Source organism: Spongiactinospora gelatinilytica (assembly GCF_003236385.1).
Classification (GTDB): domain Bacteria; phylum Actinomycetota; class Actinomycetes; order Streptosporangiales; family Streptosporangiaceae; genus Spongiactinospora; species Spongiactinospora gelatinilytica.
In genome coordinates, this window is sequence record NZ_POUA01000176.1 from 1 (window position 1) to 14859 (window position 14859).

Sequence of the window (14859 nt, forward strand, 5' to 3'; positions counted from 1 at the left end):
CCCGGACGCTCCGACCGGGACCCACCGCCCCCACCCCCCGGGAGCCTGTATGAAGCGCCTGGTCACAGCGCTGAGCGCCGCCACCGCACTGCTGCTCGCCGGGTGTGCGGGCGGCGCGGTGGCCGGTTCGCCCGCGCAGCCCACCGCGCCCACGGCCGGCGCGGAGGCCACCGGCCCGGTCAACGCCGCCGACGTGATGTTCCTGCAGATGATGATCCCGCATCACCGGCAGAGCATCGAGATCGCCAGGCTGGCCGGCAAGCAGGCCGCCGACCCGGCGGTCAAGACCATGGCCGAGGCCATCGCGGTCACCCAGGCGGCCGAGGTCTTCGCCATGAGCGAACGCCTGTACGGCTGGAACCAGCCGCTCACCGTGGGCAAGGACGCCCACGCCGCACACGGCGGAATGCCGGAGATCGCCAAGAAGGCGATCGCCAGGCTGCGCAAGGCGCCCCCCGGCGAGTTCGACCGGGACTTCCTGCAGATGCTGATCGCCCACCACGACGACGGCGTGCAGATGTCCAACACCGAGGTCTCGACCGGGGCCAACCCCGCGACGGTCGAGCAGGCCCGCAAGCTCAGCCAGGCGCTGTCCGCGCAGATCGACCATATGCTCGACCTGCTCACCAGGATCGACCCCGTGGCCGGCCGGACGGCGAGCCCGTCCACCAGCCCGGTATGAGACGGCAGAGCCCTCGCCTAGCGGACACACCCCATAGCCGACCGGCCGGGCTCGCCTTCTGAAAACTGGTGGCCGGGCCGTTGGGCGTACCGGAGCCGATCGACGGAAAGCGGTTCGCCGCCGCGCCAGGCCCGGTCGTGGACGCCGTCTTCGGCCTGATCGACCTCGACGGTGACGGCCGGGTGCCCAGGGCGGCGTACGCGGAGTACATCATGGCGCTCACGTCGTTCGGGATCTCGGCGGCGGGGCGGAGCGGACGTTCGATCGCCTCGACGGCGGCGACGGGCTGATCGGCCGCGCCGAACTGTGGAGGCCGGCCCGTGAGTTCTACCTCAGCGACGATCCCGGCAGCGTCGCCGGCCCGTTGTTCGGGCCGGGCCGAGCGTGGTCGTGGCCGGTCACGGCGTCCTGGCGCGGATCTGGTCGAGGTAGTTGTAGGCGGTGACGCGGGAGACGCCCAGCCGGCGGGCGACGCGGTCCACCGAGCGTTTGACGAAGAAGGCGCCCTTGTCGTCGAGGAAGCGCAGGACCGCGATCTTGTCCTCGCGGCCCATCAGGGCCACCGTCTTGCCGGTGGCGGCGATCGCCGACTCGATGAGGTTGTCCAGCACCTCGGAGATGTCCTGGGCGAAGATCTCCTCGCGGGCGGGGGCGTCGGCGGACCCGAGGATCTCGTCGATGCCCGCCCTGGCGGCCTGGAAGGGCGTCATGTCCACGTTGACGCACAGCGACGCGATGACCCGGCCGTCGGCGTCACGGATGAAGACCGACGACGATCGCAGGTCGCGGCCATCGGCGGTGCGGGCCCGGTAGCCGTACTCGTCGTGGTCCTCCTCCTCGGTGCGCAGCGTCTCAAGGCCGAGGTTGGTGGACGGGCCGCCCACCGAGCGGCCGGTGACGTGGCCGTTCTCGATGGCGGCGATGGTGCTCTCCATCTCGTGGCCGGTCAGGTCGTGCAGCACGACCTCGCAGTGCGGGCCCACCGCGGCGGCGACCGCCTTCATCACCGGGCGCAGGATCGGCGCGAGGTCATCGAGCCCGGTGGCGGCGGTGCGCCCGGGGGCACGCTCGGCAGGCATCGCGACTCCTTCTGCGGACCGGGGCGGCGGCTCGAGCGGCCGCCTGTGGTCAGTGTGGCAGGTTCACCGTCCCGTCTCACATCCGTTGAAGAAACTCTGTTAACCCCATTGACGAGTTGTCAATCGATTGAACACACTAGCCAACGATCCAACGGATAGAGGTCGCGGCGATGCCGAGGATTCGCTTCGCGGGGGTCACCAAGTCGTTCGGAGACGTCACGGTCATCAAACGGTTCGACGCGGAGATCCCCGACCGGGAGTTCCTGGTGCTCCTCGGCCCGTCCGGCAGCGGCAAGTCCACCATGCTCAGGATGATCGCCGGGCTGACCGGCCTCACCGGCGGGACCCTGGAGTTCGACGGAAGGAAGGTGAACGACCTGGCCCCCGACCAGCGCGACGTCGCCTTCGTCTTCCAGTCCGCCACTCTCTACCCGCATCTGTCGGTCCGGGCGAACATCGCCTTCCCGCTGCTGGTCGGCCGCTTCCGCTGGTACCACCACCTGCCGGTGGCCGCTCGCGCGCTGCACCGGGCCTTCCTGCGCGACGCCGACGTCAACCGGCGGATCGAGCGGGCGGCCGCCTCGATGCGGGTCACCGAGTTCCTGGACCGCCGCCCTGGGGCGCTGTCCGGCGGCCAGCGCCGCCGGGTGGCCCTCGCCCGCGAGCTGATCCGCGAGCCGTCGCTCTACCTGCTGGACGAGCCGCTGGCCGGCCTGGACGGCCCGCTGCGCACGCAGTTGCGCGCCGAGATCGGCGCGCTCCACCACGCGACGCGCACGAGCTTCGTCTACGTCACCCACGACCAGGACGAGGCGATGAGCATGGCCACGCGCGTCATCGTGCTCAACGACGGCGTGGTCCAGCAGTACGGCACGCCCGGTGAGGTCTACGAGAGCCCGGCGAACACGTTCGTGGCCCGGTTCGTCGGCAGCCCGCCGATGAACCTCCTGCCCGGCCCGATGTTCGGCGGGGCCGGGGACGACGTCCTGGCCGGCGTACGCGCCGAGAAGGTGACCCTCGGCCCGCCGGACGGCGAAGGCGTGCCCGCGCGCGTGGCCGGGGTCGAACGGCGGGGCGCGGAGACCGTGGTCGCCTTCCGGCTCGGCCCGCCAAGCCGGCCCGGCGATCTCCACCATGCCCGGATGCCCGGCGACGCCCCCTTCGCCCCCGGCGACCCCTGCCGCGTACGGCCCGACCTGGCCGGCGCCTCCTGGTTCGACCGGCGCACCGGAAGGCGGCTCGACCCGCCCCGCGCCCGTCCATCACAAGAGAAAGGTGAACGATTCATGCCCAAGAAGGCCATCAGCACGGACAAGGCGGCTCCTCCCGGAGGCCCGTACTCCCAGGCGGTCGTCGCCGGCGGCCACGTGTACCTGGCCGGCGCCTGCCCCGTGCTGCCCGACGGCACCTGGGTGCGCGGGCCGTTCGCCGACCAGGCCAGGGCGGCGTTCAACAACCTGGCGCGCGTCGCGGAGGCGGCGGGCGCGGACCTGACGCAGGCCGTACGGGTCGGCGTGTACCTGCGCGACTTCGCCGACTTCGCGGAGATGAACGAGATCTACGCCGAGTACTTCGGCCACCCCGACCCGCCGGTCAGGACCACCCTGCCGGTGGCGCTCAACGGCTTCGACATCGAGATCGACGCCATCCTCTACACCGGCGACTGAGCACCTGTGCGTCCGCCGGCCCTCGCCTCGCGCGACGGCCGGCGGGCGCGCTCGCCGGATTCCCCCACGGCGGGCGTTTTCATCACGGTAAAGTCCGCGTAGATTTCCTACACGGCGGGGGATGTTGAATGCACCGCAGCCCTGACCTCGGCAGGCTGGCCATGACCGTGCTGCAGCCCGGCTTCCATGGCACCACCCCGCCCACCTGGCTGCGCCGGGCGCTCGGTGACGGGCTGGGCGGTGCCGTGCTGTTCGCCAGGAACATCACGGATGCGGAACAGGCCGCCGAGCTGGTCGCCGCGCTACGCGCCGACAGTCCCGAAGTCGTCGTCGCGGTGGACGAGGAGGGCGGCGTCGTCACTCGGATGGAGGCCCGGACGGGCAGTTCCTGGCCGGGCAACCTGGCGCTCGGCGTGGGCGGCGACACCGGCCGCACCGAGCGGGTGGCCCGTCAGATCGGGCGCATGCTGGCCAGGGCCGGGATCACGCTCGACTACGCCCCGGTGGCCGACGTGAACGCGAACCCGGCCAACCCGGTGATCGGCATCCGCTCCTTCGGCGCGGAGCCGGGGCCGGTGGCCGCGCACACCGCGGCCTGGGTGGCCGGGTTGCAGAGCACCGGCGTGGCGGCGTGCGCCAAGCACTTTCCCGGGCACGGCGACACCGTCACCGACTCCCACCACGGCCTGCCGGCCGTCCACGCGCCGCTCGCCCTGCTGCACGAGCGGGACCTGCCACCGTTCCGCGCGGCGATCACCGCGGGCGTGCGCGCTGTGATGTGCGGGCACCTGCTGGTGCCCGCGCTGGACCCCGAACAGCCCGCCACCTTCAGCCACCGGATGCTGACCGGGCTGCTGCGCGACGAACTCGGCTTCTCCGGCGTGCTGGTCACCGACGCCATCGAGATGCGCGCGGTGGCCGCCCTGCACTCCCCCGGCGAGATCGCGGTCAGGGCGCTCGCCGCAGGGGCCGACGCGATCTGCGCGGGCGCCACCTCACCTGACGGGGAGAGCGTCCTCGCGCTGCGCGACGCGATCGTCGAGGCGGTCCACGCGGGCAGGCTGGCCGAGTCCCGGCTCGCGCAGGCCGCCTCCCGGGTGCTCGCCCTGGCCCGCTGGCACGCCGAGGCGACCCCCGACACCAGCGCACCCGACCACGAACTCGGCCTCGCGGCGGCCCGGGCCGCGCTGCGCGTCACCGCCTCCGGTCTGCTGCCCGATCCGGTCCTTTCCGCTCCGCCCCTGGTCGTGGATCTCGCCCCGCGAATGACGCTCGCCGTCGACGGCGACGTGCCGTCCGGGCTGGCGGGCGCACTGTCCGAGGCCCTGCCGGGCACCCGCTCCCACACCGTCACCGCCGCCGACCCGCGACTGCCCGACCTCGGCGTGCCGGGCCCGGTGGTCCTGGTAGCGCACGACGCAGTACGCCACGCCTGGGTCGCCGACCTGACCGCCGAGGCGGTACGCCTGCGCACCGACCTCATCGTCATCGAAACCGGTGTCCCCGGGCCGCCTGTCGGAGCCGTGCACATCGCCACCCACGGTGTCTCCCGAGCCTCCTTCCGGGCGGTGGCCCACCGGCTGACCCAGGGTCGTTCGCGGGCGCGCTCGTCGTGACGCGTGCCCGCGACCCCTCTCTCAAGTGAGACTTACGAGGTCAGCCCGTAGGCCCTGATGACGGTCTGGGCGAACGTGCTGTCACCCGAGCCCGCCGAGACACGCAGCGACACGAAGTCACCCGCCGCCGGGTTGCGCACCAGTGCCGTCCACTGGCCCTGGAGCCGGGTGACCGGGGCGGGCCGCCAGGTCTTGCCCTCGTCGAAGGAGACCTCGGCCTTCGGGCGTACCTTACCCGTAGCCACTCCCGGCTGCTCGACCAGGAGCCGGATCGGGGTGAGCGCGGAGCGCCTGGCCCGGTTCAGCTCGTCGAGGCCCTGGGGGGCCGCCCGCACGTGCAGCATGGACAGTGGCGTGGTCTCCGTCGTGGTGCCGGAGCGGAAGGTCCACCTGGCGTCCACCGCGGTGGACAGCGCGGCGTACGGCACCTGCCGCCGTCCCGAAATCGTCGCCGTGTAGACGGACTCCTCAGGGGGCACCTCCGTGCCGATGAAGCAGAATCCTCCGTTCGGAGGCTCGCACGCTTCCCTGGCGAGCTCCTTGCCGTCCTTGGCCAGGCTGAGCGTGACCGACGAGTTGTCCTCCCAGCCGACGCGTCCGGCCCCGGGGTCGGAGAACAGGACGCTGTCGAGCTGGAGGAGATCCCGCTCACGAATGGACCAAGGGGACGGCGCCGCGCCGAGCACGGCGGTGTTCCACAGCTCGGTGCCCGCTTTGCGGGTCACCTCCCTGCCCGAGTCCAGAAGCGTCTGCCCGCCGCTCTCCTCGTGCAGCGAAAGCTGGGAACCCCACTTGAAGCCCTTGATGACGGGCCGGTAGTGGACGAGTTGCGCGGGCACGCGGACGGGGGTGTCGATGAGCAGCTCGCCGTAGGGGCCGACCAGCGCGGCGCCGCTCGCCGGTTCGCCCGCGCCCCGGTAGGTCGCCGTGACCTTGGCGAGGTCTGCTTTCCGCGCCTTGTACACAGGGTTGCCGGGAAAGCCGCCCTCGGCGGTGGTGACCAGGTCGTACCGGTAGGGGCTGGGCGTCGCATCCGCCTTGACCAGCGTCGATTGTGCGATGAACGACAGACCGGGAACCTGCGACGGCACAACGAAGATCTTGCCCGCGAACGTCATCAGGTAGAAGCCGATCCACGCGTCCCCGTCTCGCTGAACGGCCGACACGCTCTGGGCGTGCCGCCGGGCGGTCGGGTCGTCGACGGTTTGGACCACCTCCTTGCCCGCGCCGAGATCGATCGTCACCTGCCTGGTCTGATCACTGAGCCGGAACGGCGGCGGCTGGGCGATGGTCACCTTGTCATCTCCTTCGGAGACCAGGGCGCGCAGGTACCATTCACCCGCGGGCAGCCGGACCGTGCCCGCGCCGTCACGAATCTCGATGAACTCCACCCACTCCGTTTCGAAATTGAAGACGACCACGTATCCCGCCGCCTGGCCGGGCTCTCCGCCCTTGGCGGTGACGGTCAGGTCGTGGGACTCCGGTTCGATGTACGCGCCCGCCAGGGTACGCACCACCGTGTCACCCGCCGTCGCGGTGACCACTCCCGCGTACGCGCCGGGTGTGATCCCGTCCGCCGCCACGGTGACGGTGAGCGACGCCTCGCCCTTGGCGGGGACCGTGAGCCGGTCGGCCGACAGGCTCAACAGCCCTTTGGGGAGCGGTCCGCTCCCGACGGGGGCGATGACCAGATCCAGGGTGACGGCCGCATCACCGGTATTGGTGTAGGTGATGGTCTTGGTGGTCTGCTGGCCCTTCTCGTGCGGCCACCGGAGCACCGAGGACACGTTGCCCGGGAGGGCCACGACGGTCTGGGTGAGCGCCTTGGCCGCCTCCAGGCGTCCCGCACCCTGCTCGAACGCGTTGGCGTCGGTCTTGGGGGTGGCGCTGCCGATCAGGACCGACTTCAGTCGGTCCCCCCGCCAGTCCGGCCGCCGCTGGGCCAGGATCGCCGCCGCGCCCGCGACGTGCGGCGTGGCCATCGAGGTGCCGGAATACGCGTCATAAGCGCCTTCGGCCCCGCCCGGTACGGCAGCGGTGATGTTCACCCCCGGGGCGGTGATCTCCGGCTTGATCGCGCCGTCGCCGATCCGCGGGCCGCGGCTGGAGAACTCGGCCAGTTGGTCCTGCTTGTCCACCGCGCCCACGGTCAGCGCGGCATCGGCACTGCCCGGACTGCCCACCGCACCCTGCAGCGAGCCGGCGTTACCGGCCGCGATCACGAACAGCGTGCCAGCGCGCTCGCTGAGGACGTTCACCGCCTCTTCGAGCGGATCGAGTGTCTGAGTGTCGGCCCCGCCGAGGCTCATGTTGACGACTTTGGCCTTGACCTCGTTCGCCGCCCATTCCATCCCGGCGGCGATCTCCGACTCAAATCCGCCGTACTCGCTCAGCACCTTGCCGACCGCGATTTTCGCGTCCGGCGCGACCCCCCGGTACTTCCCGCCGGAGGCCGCGCCCGTTCCGGCGATCGTCGAGGCCACATGGGTGCCATGGCCCACATGGTCATTGACGTCCGGCTCGTCCGAACTGAAGCTCTTGCTGTGCGTGACCACGCCCTGGAGGTCAGGGTGGGCCGGGTCGTAGCCGGTGTCCAGGACGGCCACGGTCACGCCCTTGCCGGTGTACCCGCTCTTCCACGCCTCCGGCGCACCGACCTGCGGCACACTCTTGTCCAGCGACGGCATCCGCCGCCCGTCCAGCCACAACCGCCCGACCCCGCCCGCCAGCGACCGAGCGCCCGCGCCACCGCTCAGCGCCTGCCACGCCGCCGTCGCGTCCTCCTTGGGCACCTTGACCGCCGCCAGCCCGAGCACCCCGCTGCGCCAGGTGGGGGCCGGTGCGCCGGATAACCGGAACGTCGCGGCACCGGCGGTCCGGGCGATGACCGGAACGTCCTTACGATGCGCGTCGTCGTATTTCCACTCGATGAGCTGCGTGACGTCGAACAGCCGCTCATCCAGCAGTCCCCGCGCGACCAGCGGAGCCGCGTCGGACGGGAGGACCACCAGATGGTCCTTCTTCCGTATCGCGGAGAACCGCACCTTACGACCCTTGCCCGGCTGAATCGAATGGCCGGAGGGGGAGATCGTGACCTTGTCGCCGGTGATCAGCGTGACGGTCTTCACGCCTCCTACGGCTGCTCCCCGTAGAGCATGGGATCCCGGCCTGACCAGCCGATCCTGCCCCTCGGAGGCACTGGGGGACCCACTCGCGCTCGCCACTCCGGTCGCCGCGGACGCCACTGCCAGGGCGGCCGCCACGATTACCGAAAAGCGCCTCATAGGCGAAACTCCCTTACATAGTAGGGTATTTCTGCCTTACCGGGGAAATGATGAGGGATATCCTCGCCACAGACAAGGGGGGGACGGCACATCAGCCCCGACTTCGGCGAACATGTAAAGTAAAAAAGCACAGTGAGCTGCCAAAACCACGAACCGTAAAGTCACGCCGCAAAACGTGACCATCAACGATTCCCACAGTAAGTCGGCTGCCACAATATCTGCGACATGGCGAAGAATTCGTCAACCAGGCGGGTCGCCAGCAGCGGCGATGCACCTCCACCCTGTCAGATTGCCGCCTTTCAACGCACGATTCCCCCATCTAGGGGATGGAATTGCGCAGGGGTACAGGCCACCCGCCCAGTGGCCACCGACGAGCGGCCACCAACCGCACGTCCGGGTCGATCGAGGGCACTACCGCGCACCACCTCAATGCGCACTAATACGCGCAACCACCCTCACTGACGCTCGACCCGCTTCTCCAGAGCCAGCCAGCCGACCTGCACAATGTCCGATTCGAGCGTTCCCATAAACACCGCCAAACGGAACACCATCCCGCCCTCCGACAGGCCAGCACACTCCGCACGCCACCTCAGTACGCGCTAACGCGCACAATCGCCCTCGCTTCGCTCGGCCTGTCTTCCCAAGGCCGGGCTCCGCCCGGCGCTACCGCCACCAGCACACCGATACCCACCTCAACCCACCACAGCCACCAACCACGACCAAGCCCTACAAACACCCCACCCCAACACGGCTTTGATGACCACGAACCTTCACCGACTCCCGGAAAGTCACCCGGCCCGTACGCCCTCGCGAGATATCGTTCCTGCGTTTCCAGCCGCATCCCCATAGCCGAAGAAAGGATCATCCTCGCCGACCGCGATACCCAAGGCCAGCCAGCGCCGTGATCGTTTTCGAACTAAATGAAATCATCGGCAGCGCCAGGAAAACTCTCAGGTCAACAAGTGTGCTCCCCGCACACGCGAGGGTGATCCGCACCGGGGCGACCTGGTGGGGATCCCTGGAGGTGTGCTCCCCGCGCGCGGGGGTGGTTCTGTTCGAGGCCCCGGCTTGGACGTGCATCCCGGATGGGGAATCCTCACCTCCGGTGAGCGGTGCGCCGTCTGCTGGTCCAGGTGGCCACCGGCCCTCCGTTCCAGCGGAAGGCCTTTTTGATGCACCCTTCGGTCCCCAGACGATCTAATGGACGTCGTGGGGCTGATACGTTACTGCCGCCGCGACCTGCTGAAACGTTGCCGCCCCCGTTCTCTTCGGAGGGTGAGGGCGGTGCTTCACGTGCCCGCATCGCCGGGCCGCGGTATTTGCCTCCAAAAGGCTATTCCGCATCGGCTGGCGACGGCCTCACGATCGCGTCGATCTCTGCCTTGAACGCCTCACGGTCTTTTCCGGGGAGTCGCGACGTGAACGCGTCCATCTCGTCCAGGACTCGACTGGAGTCAATCGACGCCGCTGCCGCTGCCGCCTGCCGCCCCGCGGTCAGCGCCCCGTCAAGTTCTCCTTGACCGAGCCGCGCAAGAGCGATCGCAGTCCATCCCAGTACACGATCGCGCTCGTAGTCGCTGGTGCGTTCCGCCATTCCATCACTGATCAGTTCCTCGGCTGTCTCCGGCTGTCCCAGCCTTGAGAAAGCCATCCCCACCTCAATGGTCGTGCTAGGCCGCCGCATCCAGTAGATCCACGGAGGGTCCTCGTCCGGTCGGCGCCTGCCCCAATGGCCATCTGCTTGGAGCAGGACCCGGGCGGCTTCGCGAGCCTCACCTGCCACCGCGTGTGCCCGTACCTGCCATGCGTCCAACATTGCGTGCACCGTGCGGGAATAGCCGGGGCCTACCTTTTCCCGGGCGGTTTTCAGCAGTCTTACCGAGCCATGCCCATCCCCAGCGTAGGTGCGTTGCATCGCCATCTGGCTGAGAATGTACGCTCCTACTCCCGGCTCAGCCGCCGTCGCCGCCGCGCGTAGCCCGGCATGCCAGTATCGTTCGGCTGCCGCATGGCGCCCTGCATCGAACGCGGCCCACCCGGCGAAACGGCACAGCTCGGCAGCCGAGATGTACAACCGTCGTTCAACCTCCCCCGAGTACAGTCCGCGCGACAGGAGCCGGACAGCGAGGCGCAACTCGGCGACGGCGAGATCGAGACAGCATTCGCCTCCAACCAGGTCGTCGAGGTGCCACAGTTCGGCGATTCGGGTTTCCACCCAGTCCGCGACCTCTGGATCTACACGCTTGCCGAATGTTCCCCGGACGATCTGTTCAGGGGCAATGGCCCACGCCCCTGCGAGAGCACACGCCGACTCCTGGGACAGCGTCAGGAAACGCCGTCGGTCCATCGCTGCATCCACGCTCCCCATCAGCGCCATCAACGCCCAGTGCATATCCCATGGCCGTTCCAGCTCAACACCGTAGGCGATATGGAGCCAGTCGGGCCATGGCCACTTTTGGACGTGACAGGGCGGGATCTTCAGTTCCGCGGCTAAAGCGAGCTGCGCGGCCATCTCCGGCATGGCCCGCCTATGTTCCCATCTCCACACTTTTTGCTTACCTTGGGCCATATTGACGCCGGAGCGGCGAGCGACAATCTCGGCGACTTCACCGAGAGTCCATCCGTGCTGGGTGCGGATGGCCGTCAGCGGATGCGCGAGGAGCGGGGCAGTAGTCATGAGGCGTCCCAACGCTCGGTATCGGCGAGACTACGGTGAGACTACGCCTCGGGGGTCGAAGTGCGCAGGCGAGATGGGTTTTCCTAGGGCTCACCACCACCGGTAAGGCGGAACCCGCCGAGACGCTGCACACGCTCGACGGGCCCCTTGATCGCAGAGGAGTGCGACCCGTGAGCGATGATAGACCGCCCGTAGTACCCAAAGGGGACATGATCGGGTCTACCGCCCAAGACGACGGCCTGTTCCTCGTCTGGGAGGTGGAGGCCGGCGGCGACGGCAAGAGCGGCGTGACCAAGGATGAGGCCACCGCCGAGAAGGACATGCTGAGCGCTCTCGCGACGTTCCGGCACGGGCGCGGCCGGGTGCGGTACGCCCGGCTCGCCCCGGCCCCCCGCGCCGTTTACGACTACCGGTACGGCACCACCCTCACCACCGCGCACCGGGCGGACGGCGTGACCATCGCGGTCGCCGGGGACGCGTGGGAGGACACCCAGTGAGCAGGTACGGCGGCGCGGCGAGGGTCTGCGCGCCGCCGTGCCGTACGGCGGACCGGCGCGGGCCCGTCCGGCGCGGGCGGGGCCGAGATGATCTCCTTGCCCGCGCCACTCCACAGTTCGCGCGGCGGCCCCCTTCCCATCGCCCAGAGCCGTACCGCGCCGCACGGGGGAGTTGGTAGTTCCTCGTGCCGCGCGGGCGGGCGCCCCACAGCCCGCCCGCGCCCTCTCCTTGGGAGTGTGCAGTGGACGATCTGACGCCCGACCAGCGGGCCTGCCTGACCGCCATCGAGACCACCTACCCCGGGTGGCACATCGTCGTGGAGAGGGGGTGGTGGTGGGCCACCAAGCACACCCCGCCCACTCCGGAGCAGAAGGCAGCCGGAGTACTGACCCAATTCGCCCGCCCCGGGCCGCACGAGATGGTCGCCGCGCTCAACGTACAACTCGGCATCCTCGCCCGCATGGGCGCGGCCTGAACCGCACGAGGAGGACGGCGCGGAGCGTCACCCCCCTAGCTAGTCACCGATCAGCATGGAGCCGACATGGCGACCCTGGCCACCCGGCCTGAGCACATCGCATCGCCCCGGAATACGATCCGAGCGGATCTGTTCGCCCGGCTCGTCGCGCGCATCGCCGACGAGTACGACATGCCCGCCGAGCGCGCGACGCGCGTCATGGAACAGGCGCTCGCGTTCCTGATCGCCTGCTCGATCCATCCGCACGCCGGTCTGTCCCCGTCCGGCGAGGTGGACAAGGGCTGGCACGCGTTCTTGCTGTTCACCCGCGAGTACGGCGAGTTCTGCCAGCGCATCGCGGGACGTTTCATCCACCATCACCCCGGCGAGCCGGAGACGGGCGTTACGCGGGTCGGGGCCACCGTCGAGGCGATGCGCGCGGTCGGGCTGCCGGTGGATGCCGAGTTGTGGATTCCGTCCAGTGAGTGCAGCCAGTGCTACCAGGGCTGCGTCGACGACCCGAGGACCTGACGTGACCCGATTTCAGTGGGAAGACCTTCCCCAGGCCGTACGCGACGCCATCCAGGACCACGCCGGGCCGGTGGTGAAGGCCGAGACCGCGGCGGCCGGGCTCATGCCCGGGGTGGCCGCCCGGCTGTACCTCGGCGATGGCGGCAGCGTGTTCCTCAAGGCGTGCCCCGCCGACCACCCGGCGGCCACGCTGTACGAGCGGGAGCTGTGGGCGGGCCGCGTCCTGCCCGCTGCGGTTCCTACCCCGCGCCTGCGCTGGTCGAGTACCGAGCACGGGTGGGTTGCCATGCTCCACACGTTCATCGACGGGCGGGCGGTGGACCTGTCGCCGGGCTCGCCCGACGTTCCGGCCGTGCTCTGGCTGGTGGCCGAGCTCGGGTCGTGCCCCGGCGACGACGCGCCGCCGGTTTCCGGGAACGTCTCAGCCCTGCCGGCCAAAGGCCGCCGCCTGCTCGACCGGGGGACCCTGCCCGATCAGGCCCGGTACGTCGCGGCGCTCGACAGGTGGGACGTCGCCGGCCTGGAAGGTACGACCCTGCTGCACTATGACCTGCACGCCGGCCGCCCCGGCCAGTGCCGCCCCCAACCGCTCAGCGGCGGGGGTGGGGTCAGGCACCGCCCGGTTCCGCGGCGAGCACCGCGTCCAGGCGGTCGCCGTGGGTGCGCAGCAGCGCGCGGGCGGCCTCGGCGCCGACCTCCCGCTCGATCATCACGACGGCGGTCCTGACGTCCCACCCGGCCGACTCGACGACGGGCCGGGCCACGTCCGGTTCGATCCCGGTGATCCCGGCGACCATCCGCACCGCGCGGTCGGCGAGCTTGGTGTTCATCGCCGACAGGCCGACCATCTGGTTGCCGTAGGTGCGGCCGAGCCGGATCATGGCGATCGTCGAGACCATGTTGAGCACCAGTTTCTGTGCCGTCCCGGCCTTGAGCCTGGTCGAGCCGGTGACGACCTCCGGCCCGACGACGACCTCGATGGGGTGCTCGGCCGCCGCCGACAGTGGCGTGCCCGCGTTGCAGGACAGCGCCGCGGTGAGCGCGCCCCGCCGGGCGGCCTCGGCAAGGGCGCCCAGCACGAACGGCGCGCGCCCGCTGGCCGACACGCCGACCACCGAGTCCAGTGGGCCGATGCCGAGTTCGGCGATCGACCGGACGCCTTCGGCCTGGTCGTCCTCCGCGCCCTCCACCGAACGGGTCAGCGCGGGCGCTCCCCCGGCGATCACGCCCTGCACCAGCTCCGGGTCGGTACCGAAGGTCGGCGGGCACTCGGAGGCGTCCAGTACGGCGAGCCGCCCCGACGTGCCGGCGCCCACGTAGATCAGGCGCCCGCCCACGCCCATCCGCGCGGCGATGGCGTCGATCACCGCGCTGATCGCGGGGATCGCCCGCGCGACCGCGGCGGGCACGGTGGCGTCGGCCGCGTTCATCAGCCGGGCCACCTCTTCCGTCGGGAGCCTGTCGATCCGCCGGTAGCGCGGATCGCTCTGCTCGGTGGACAGTGCGGCAAGTTGCTCAGTCATGTCATCCCATGTCGCTAACTTTCACCGAAGACTTCCATTATGCAAAATAGCTTCGCCCAATGGTACGGCGGGGTGCCCTCCGAGGCCACATCAGCGCAGGTCGCGGCGGTAGAGCCAGAAGACACGCTCGACCCGAGCGCCGATCGCCCTGGCGTAGAAGCGCATCGGACCCACCCAGGAGATCTGCGCCGTGGAGTGACCGCGGTCGCGCTGCTCGGCCAGGCAGCGGCGCAGCAGCACGCCGCCCACGCCGAGCCCGCGCGCCTCCTCGGCGGTGCCCATCGGTCCGAACCACTCCGGCCGCGCGCCCCACGCCGCGAACCCGATGACCTCACCGGCGCGTATCGCGTACCGGCAGCCGGTGGCGTGCTCGATCTCCCAGGCCCAGTTGTCGTTCCAGTGCTTCCTGCCGAAGGCGGCGACGCGCTCGCGGTCGCAGGGCGGGGCGCTGTGCACGGTGACGCCGGCCTTCGCCAGCCGATCCAGGTCATCCCCCACGCCGAGGTCGCGGGTCAGGTCGGCGGTCATGTTGAAGGCCGTGTGGTAGCGCTCGTAGCCCAGGCTCTCGGCCAGGCAGGCGGCGGGGGTGGCGCGCACGTCGATGCCGGGCCAGGCGTAGCAGGGCGGATTGCCGGCCATCCGGGCCTGCGCCGCGCCGTTGTCGCGCAGCCAGTGCTCTGCCGCGCCCACCAGTTCCTTGCCGAGGCCCCGGCCCCTGGCCCTGGGATGTACGGCCAGCAGGTCGATGTGCCCGATCGAGGGATCGGCCTGCGACAGCGAGGCGAACACCACGCCGTCCTCACCGGTCAGCAGCGCCGTCCAGACCCGGCCGGGCGGCGCTGCTGACC

General features: G+C 70.3%; 13 protein-coding genes. 8 read left to right on the forward strand and 5 right to left on the reverse strand.

Annotation, left to right across the window (positions count from 1 at the left end; genetic code table 11):
* Positions 1–49: 49 nt before the first annotated feature.
* Together C1I98_RS21530 and C1I98_RS21535 are read left to right on the forward strand one after the other, a co-directional pair.
* A complete protein-coding gene (locus C1I98_RS21530) occupies positions 50–682 on the forward strand; it encodes a DUF305 domain-containing protein (protein WP_111169239.1) in 633 nt (210 codons plus the stop codon).
* Between the two features lie 68 nt (positions 683–750).
* Complete coding sequence (locus C1I98_RS21535; protein ID WP_146607557.1) at positions 751–972, forward strand: EF-hand domain-containing protein; 222 nt, start codon at positions 751–753, stop codon at positions 970–972.
* Between the two features lie 108 nt (positions 973–1080).
* Here C1I98_RS21535 and C1I98_RS21540 read toward each other — a convergent pair whose 3' ends face one another.
* Positions 1081–1761, reverse strand: a complete 681-nt coding sequence (locus C1I98_RS21540; RefSeq protein ID WP_111169241.1) for a helix-turn-helix transcriptional regulator — start codon at positions 1759–1761, stop codon at positions 1081–1083.
* 170 nt (positions 1762–1931) lie between these two features.
* Here C1I98_RS21540 and C1I98_RS21545 point away from each other — a divergent pair, with 170 nt between their 5' ends.
* Together C1I98_RS21545 and C1I98_RS21550 are read left to right on the forward strand one after the other, a co-directional pair.
* Positions 1932–3428, forward strand: coding sequence for an ATP-binding cassette domain-containing protein (locus C1I98_RS21545; protein ID WP_158558132.1), 1497 nt, complete (start codon positions 1932–1934; stop codon positions 3426–3428).
* Positions 3429–3556: 128 nt separating this feature from the next.
* Entirely contained in the window at positions 3557–5044 is a 1488-nt protein-coding gene (locus tag C1I98_RS21550; RefSeq protein ID WP_111169242.1) for a glycoside hydrolase family 3 protein, read from the forward strand.
* Positions 5045–5076: 32 nt separating this feature from the next.
* Here C1I98_RS21550 and C1I98_RS21555 read toward each other — a convergent pair whose 3' ends face one another.
* On the reverse strand, positions 5077–8172 hold the full coding sequence (locus tag C1I98_RS21555) for a S8 family peptidase (RefSeq protein ID WP_158558133.1): 3096 nt from the start codon (positions 8170–8172) through the stop codon (positions 5077–5079).
* 1489 nt (positions 8173–9661) lie between these two features.
* A complete protein-coding gene (locus C1I98_RS21560; protein WP_146607558.1) occupies positions 9662–11005 on the reverse strand; it encodes an NsdA family TPR-like regulatory protein in 1344 nt (447 codons plus the stop codon).
* Positions 11006–11214: 209 nt separating this feature from the next.
* Between C1I98_RS21560 and C1I98_RS21565 the strand changes: the two genes are divergently transcribed.
* The 4 genes from C1I98_RS21565 (at position 11215) to C1I98_RS40625 (ending at position 13215) form a co-directional block, all read left to right on the forward strand.
* Positions 11215–11502 carry a hypothetical protein gene (locus C1I98_RS21565; RefSeq protein WP_111169245.1) on the forward strand — a complete coding sequence of 96 codons (288 nt, stop codon included), beginning with the start codon at positions 11215–11217 and terminating at the stop codon, positions 11500–11502.
* Between the two features lie 242 nt (positions 11503–11744).
* Complete coding sequence (locus C1I98_RS21570; RefSeq protein WP_111169246.1) at positions 11745–11978, forward strand: hypothetical protein; 234 nt, start codon at positions 11745–11747, stop codon at positions 11976–11978.
* Positions 11979–12044: 66 nt separating this feature from the next.
* Positions 12045–12488, forward strand: coding sequence for a glycine-rich domain-containing protein (locus C1I98_RS21575; protein ID WP_111169247.1), 444 nt, complete (start codon positions 12045–12047; stop codon positions 12486–12488).
* A gap of 1 nt (position 12489) precedes the next feature.
* Positions 12490–13215, forward strand: coding sequence for a phosphotransferase family protein (locus C1I98_RS40625; protein ID WP_146607559.1), 726 nt, complete (start codon positions 12490–12492; stop codon positions 13213–13215).
* Here C1I98_RS40625 and murQ read toward each other — a convergent pair.
* Both murQ and C1I98_RS21585 read right to left on the reverse strand, forming a co-directional pair.
* Positions 13097–14011, reverse strand: coding sequence for an N-acetylmuramic acid 6-phosphate etherase (murQ, locus tag C1I98_RS21580; protein ID WP_111169248.1), 915 nt, complete (start codon positions 14009–14011; stop codon positions 13097–13099). The genes C1I98_RS40625 and murQ overlap by 119 nt on opposite strands.
* A gap of 90 nt (positions 14012–14101) precedes the next feature.
* Positions 14102–14859: GNAT family N-acetyltransferase (locus tag C1I98_RS21585; protein ID WP_111169249.1), on the reverse strand; the 758-nt coding region annotated here is incomplete at its 5' end.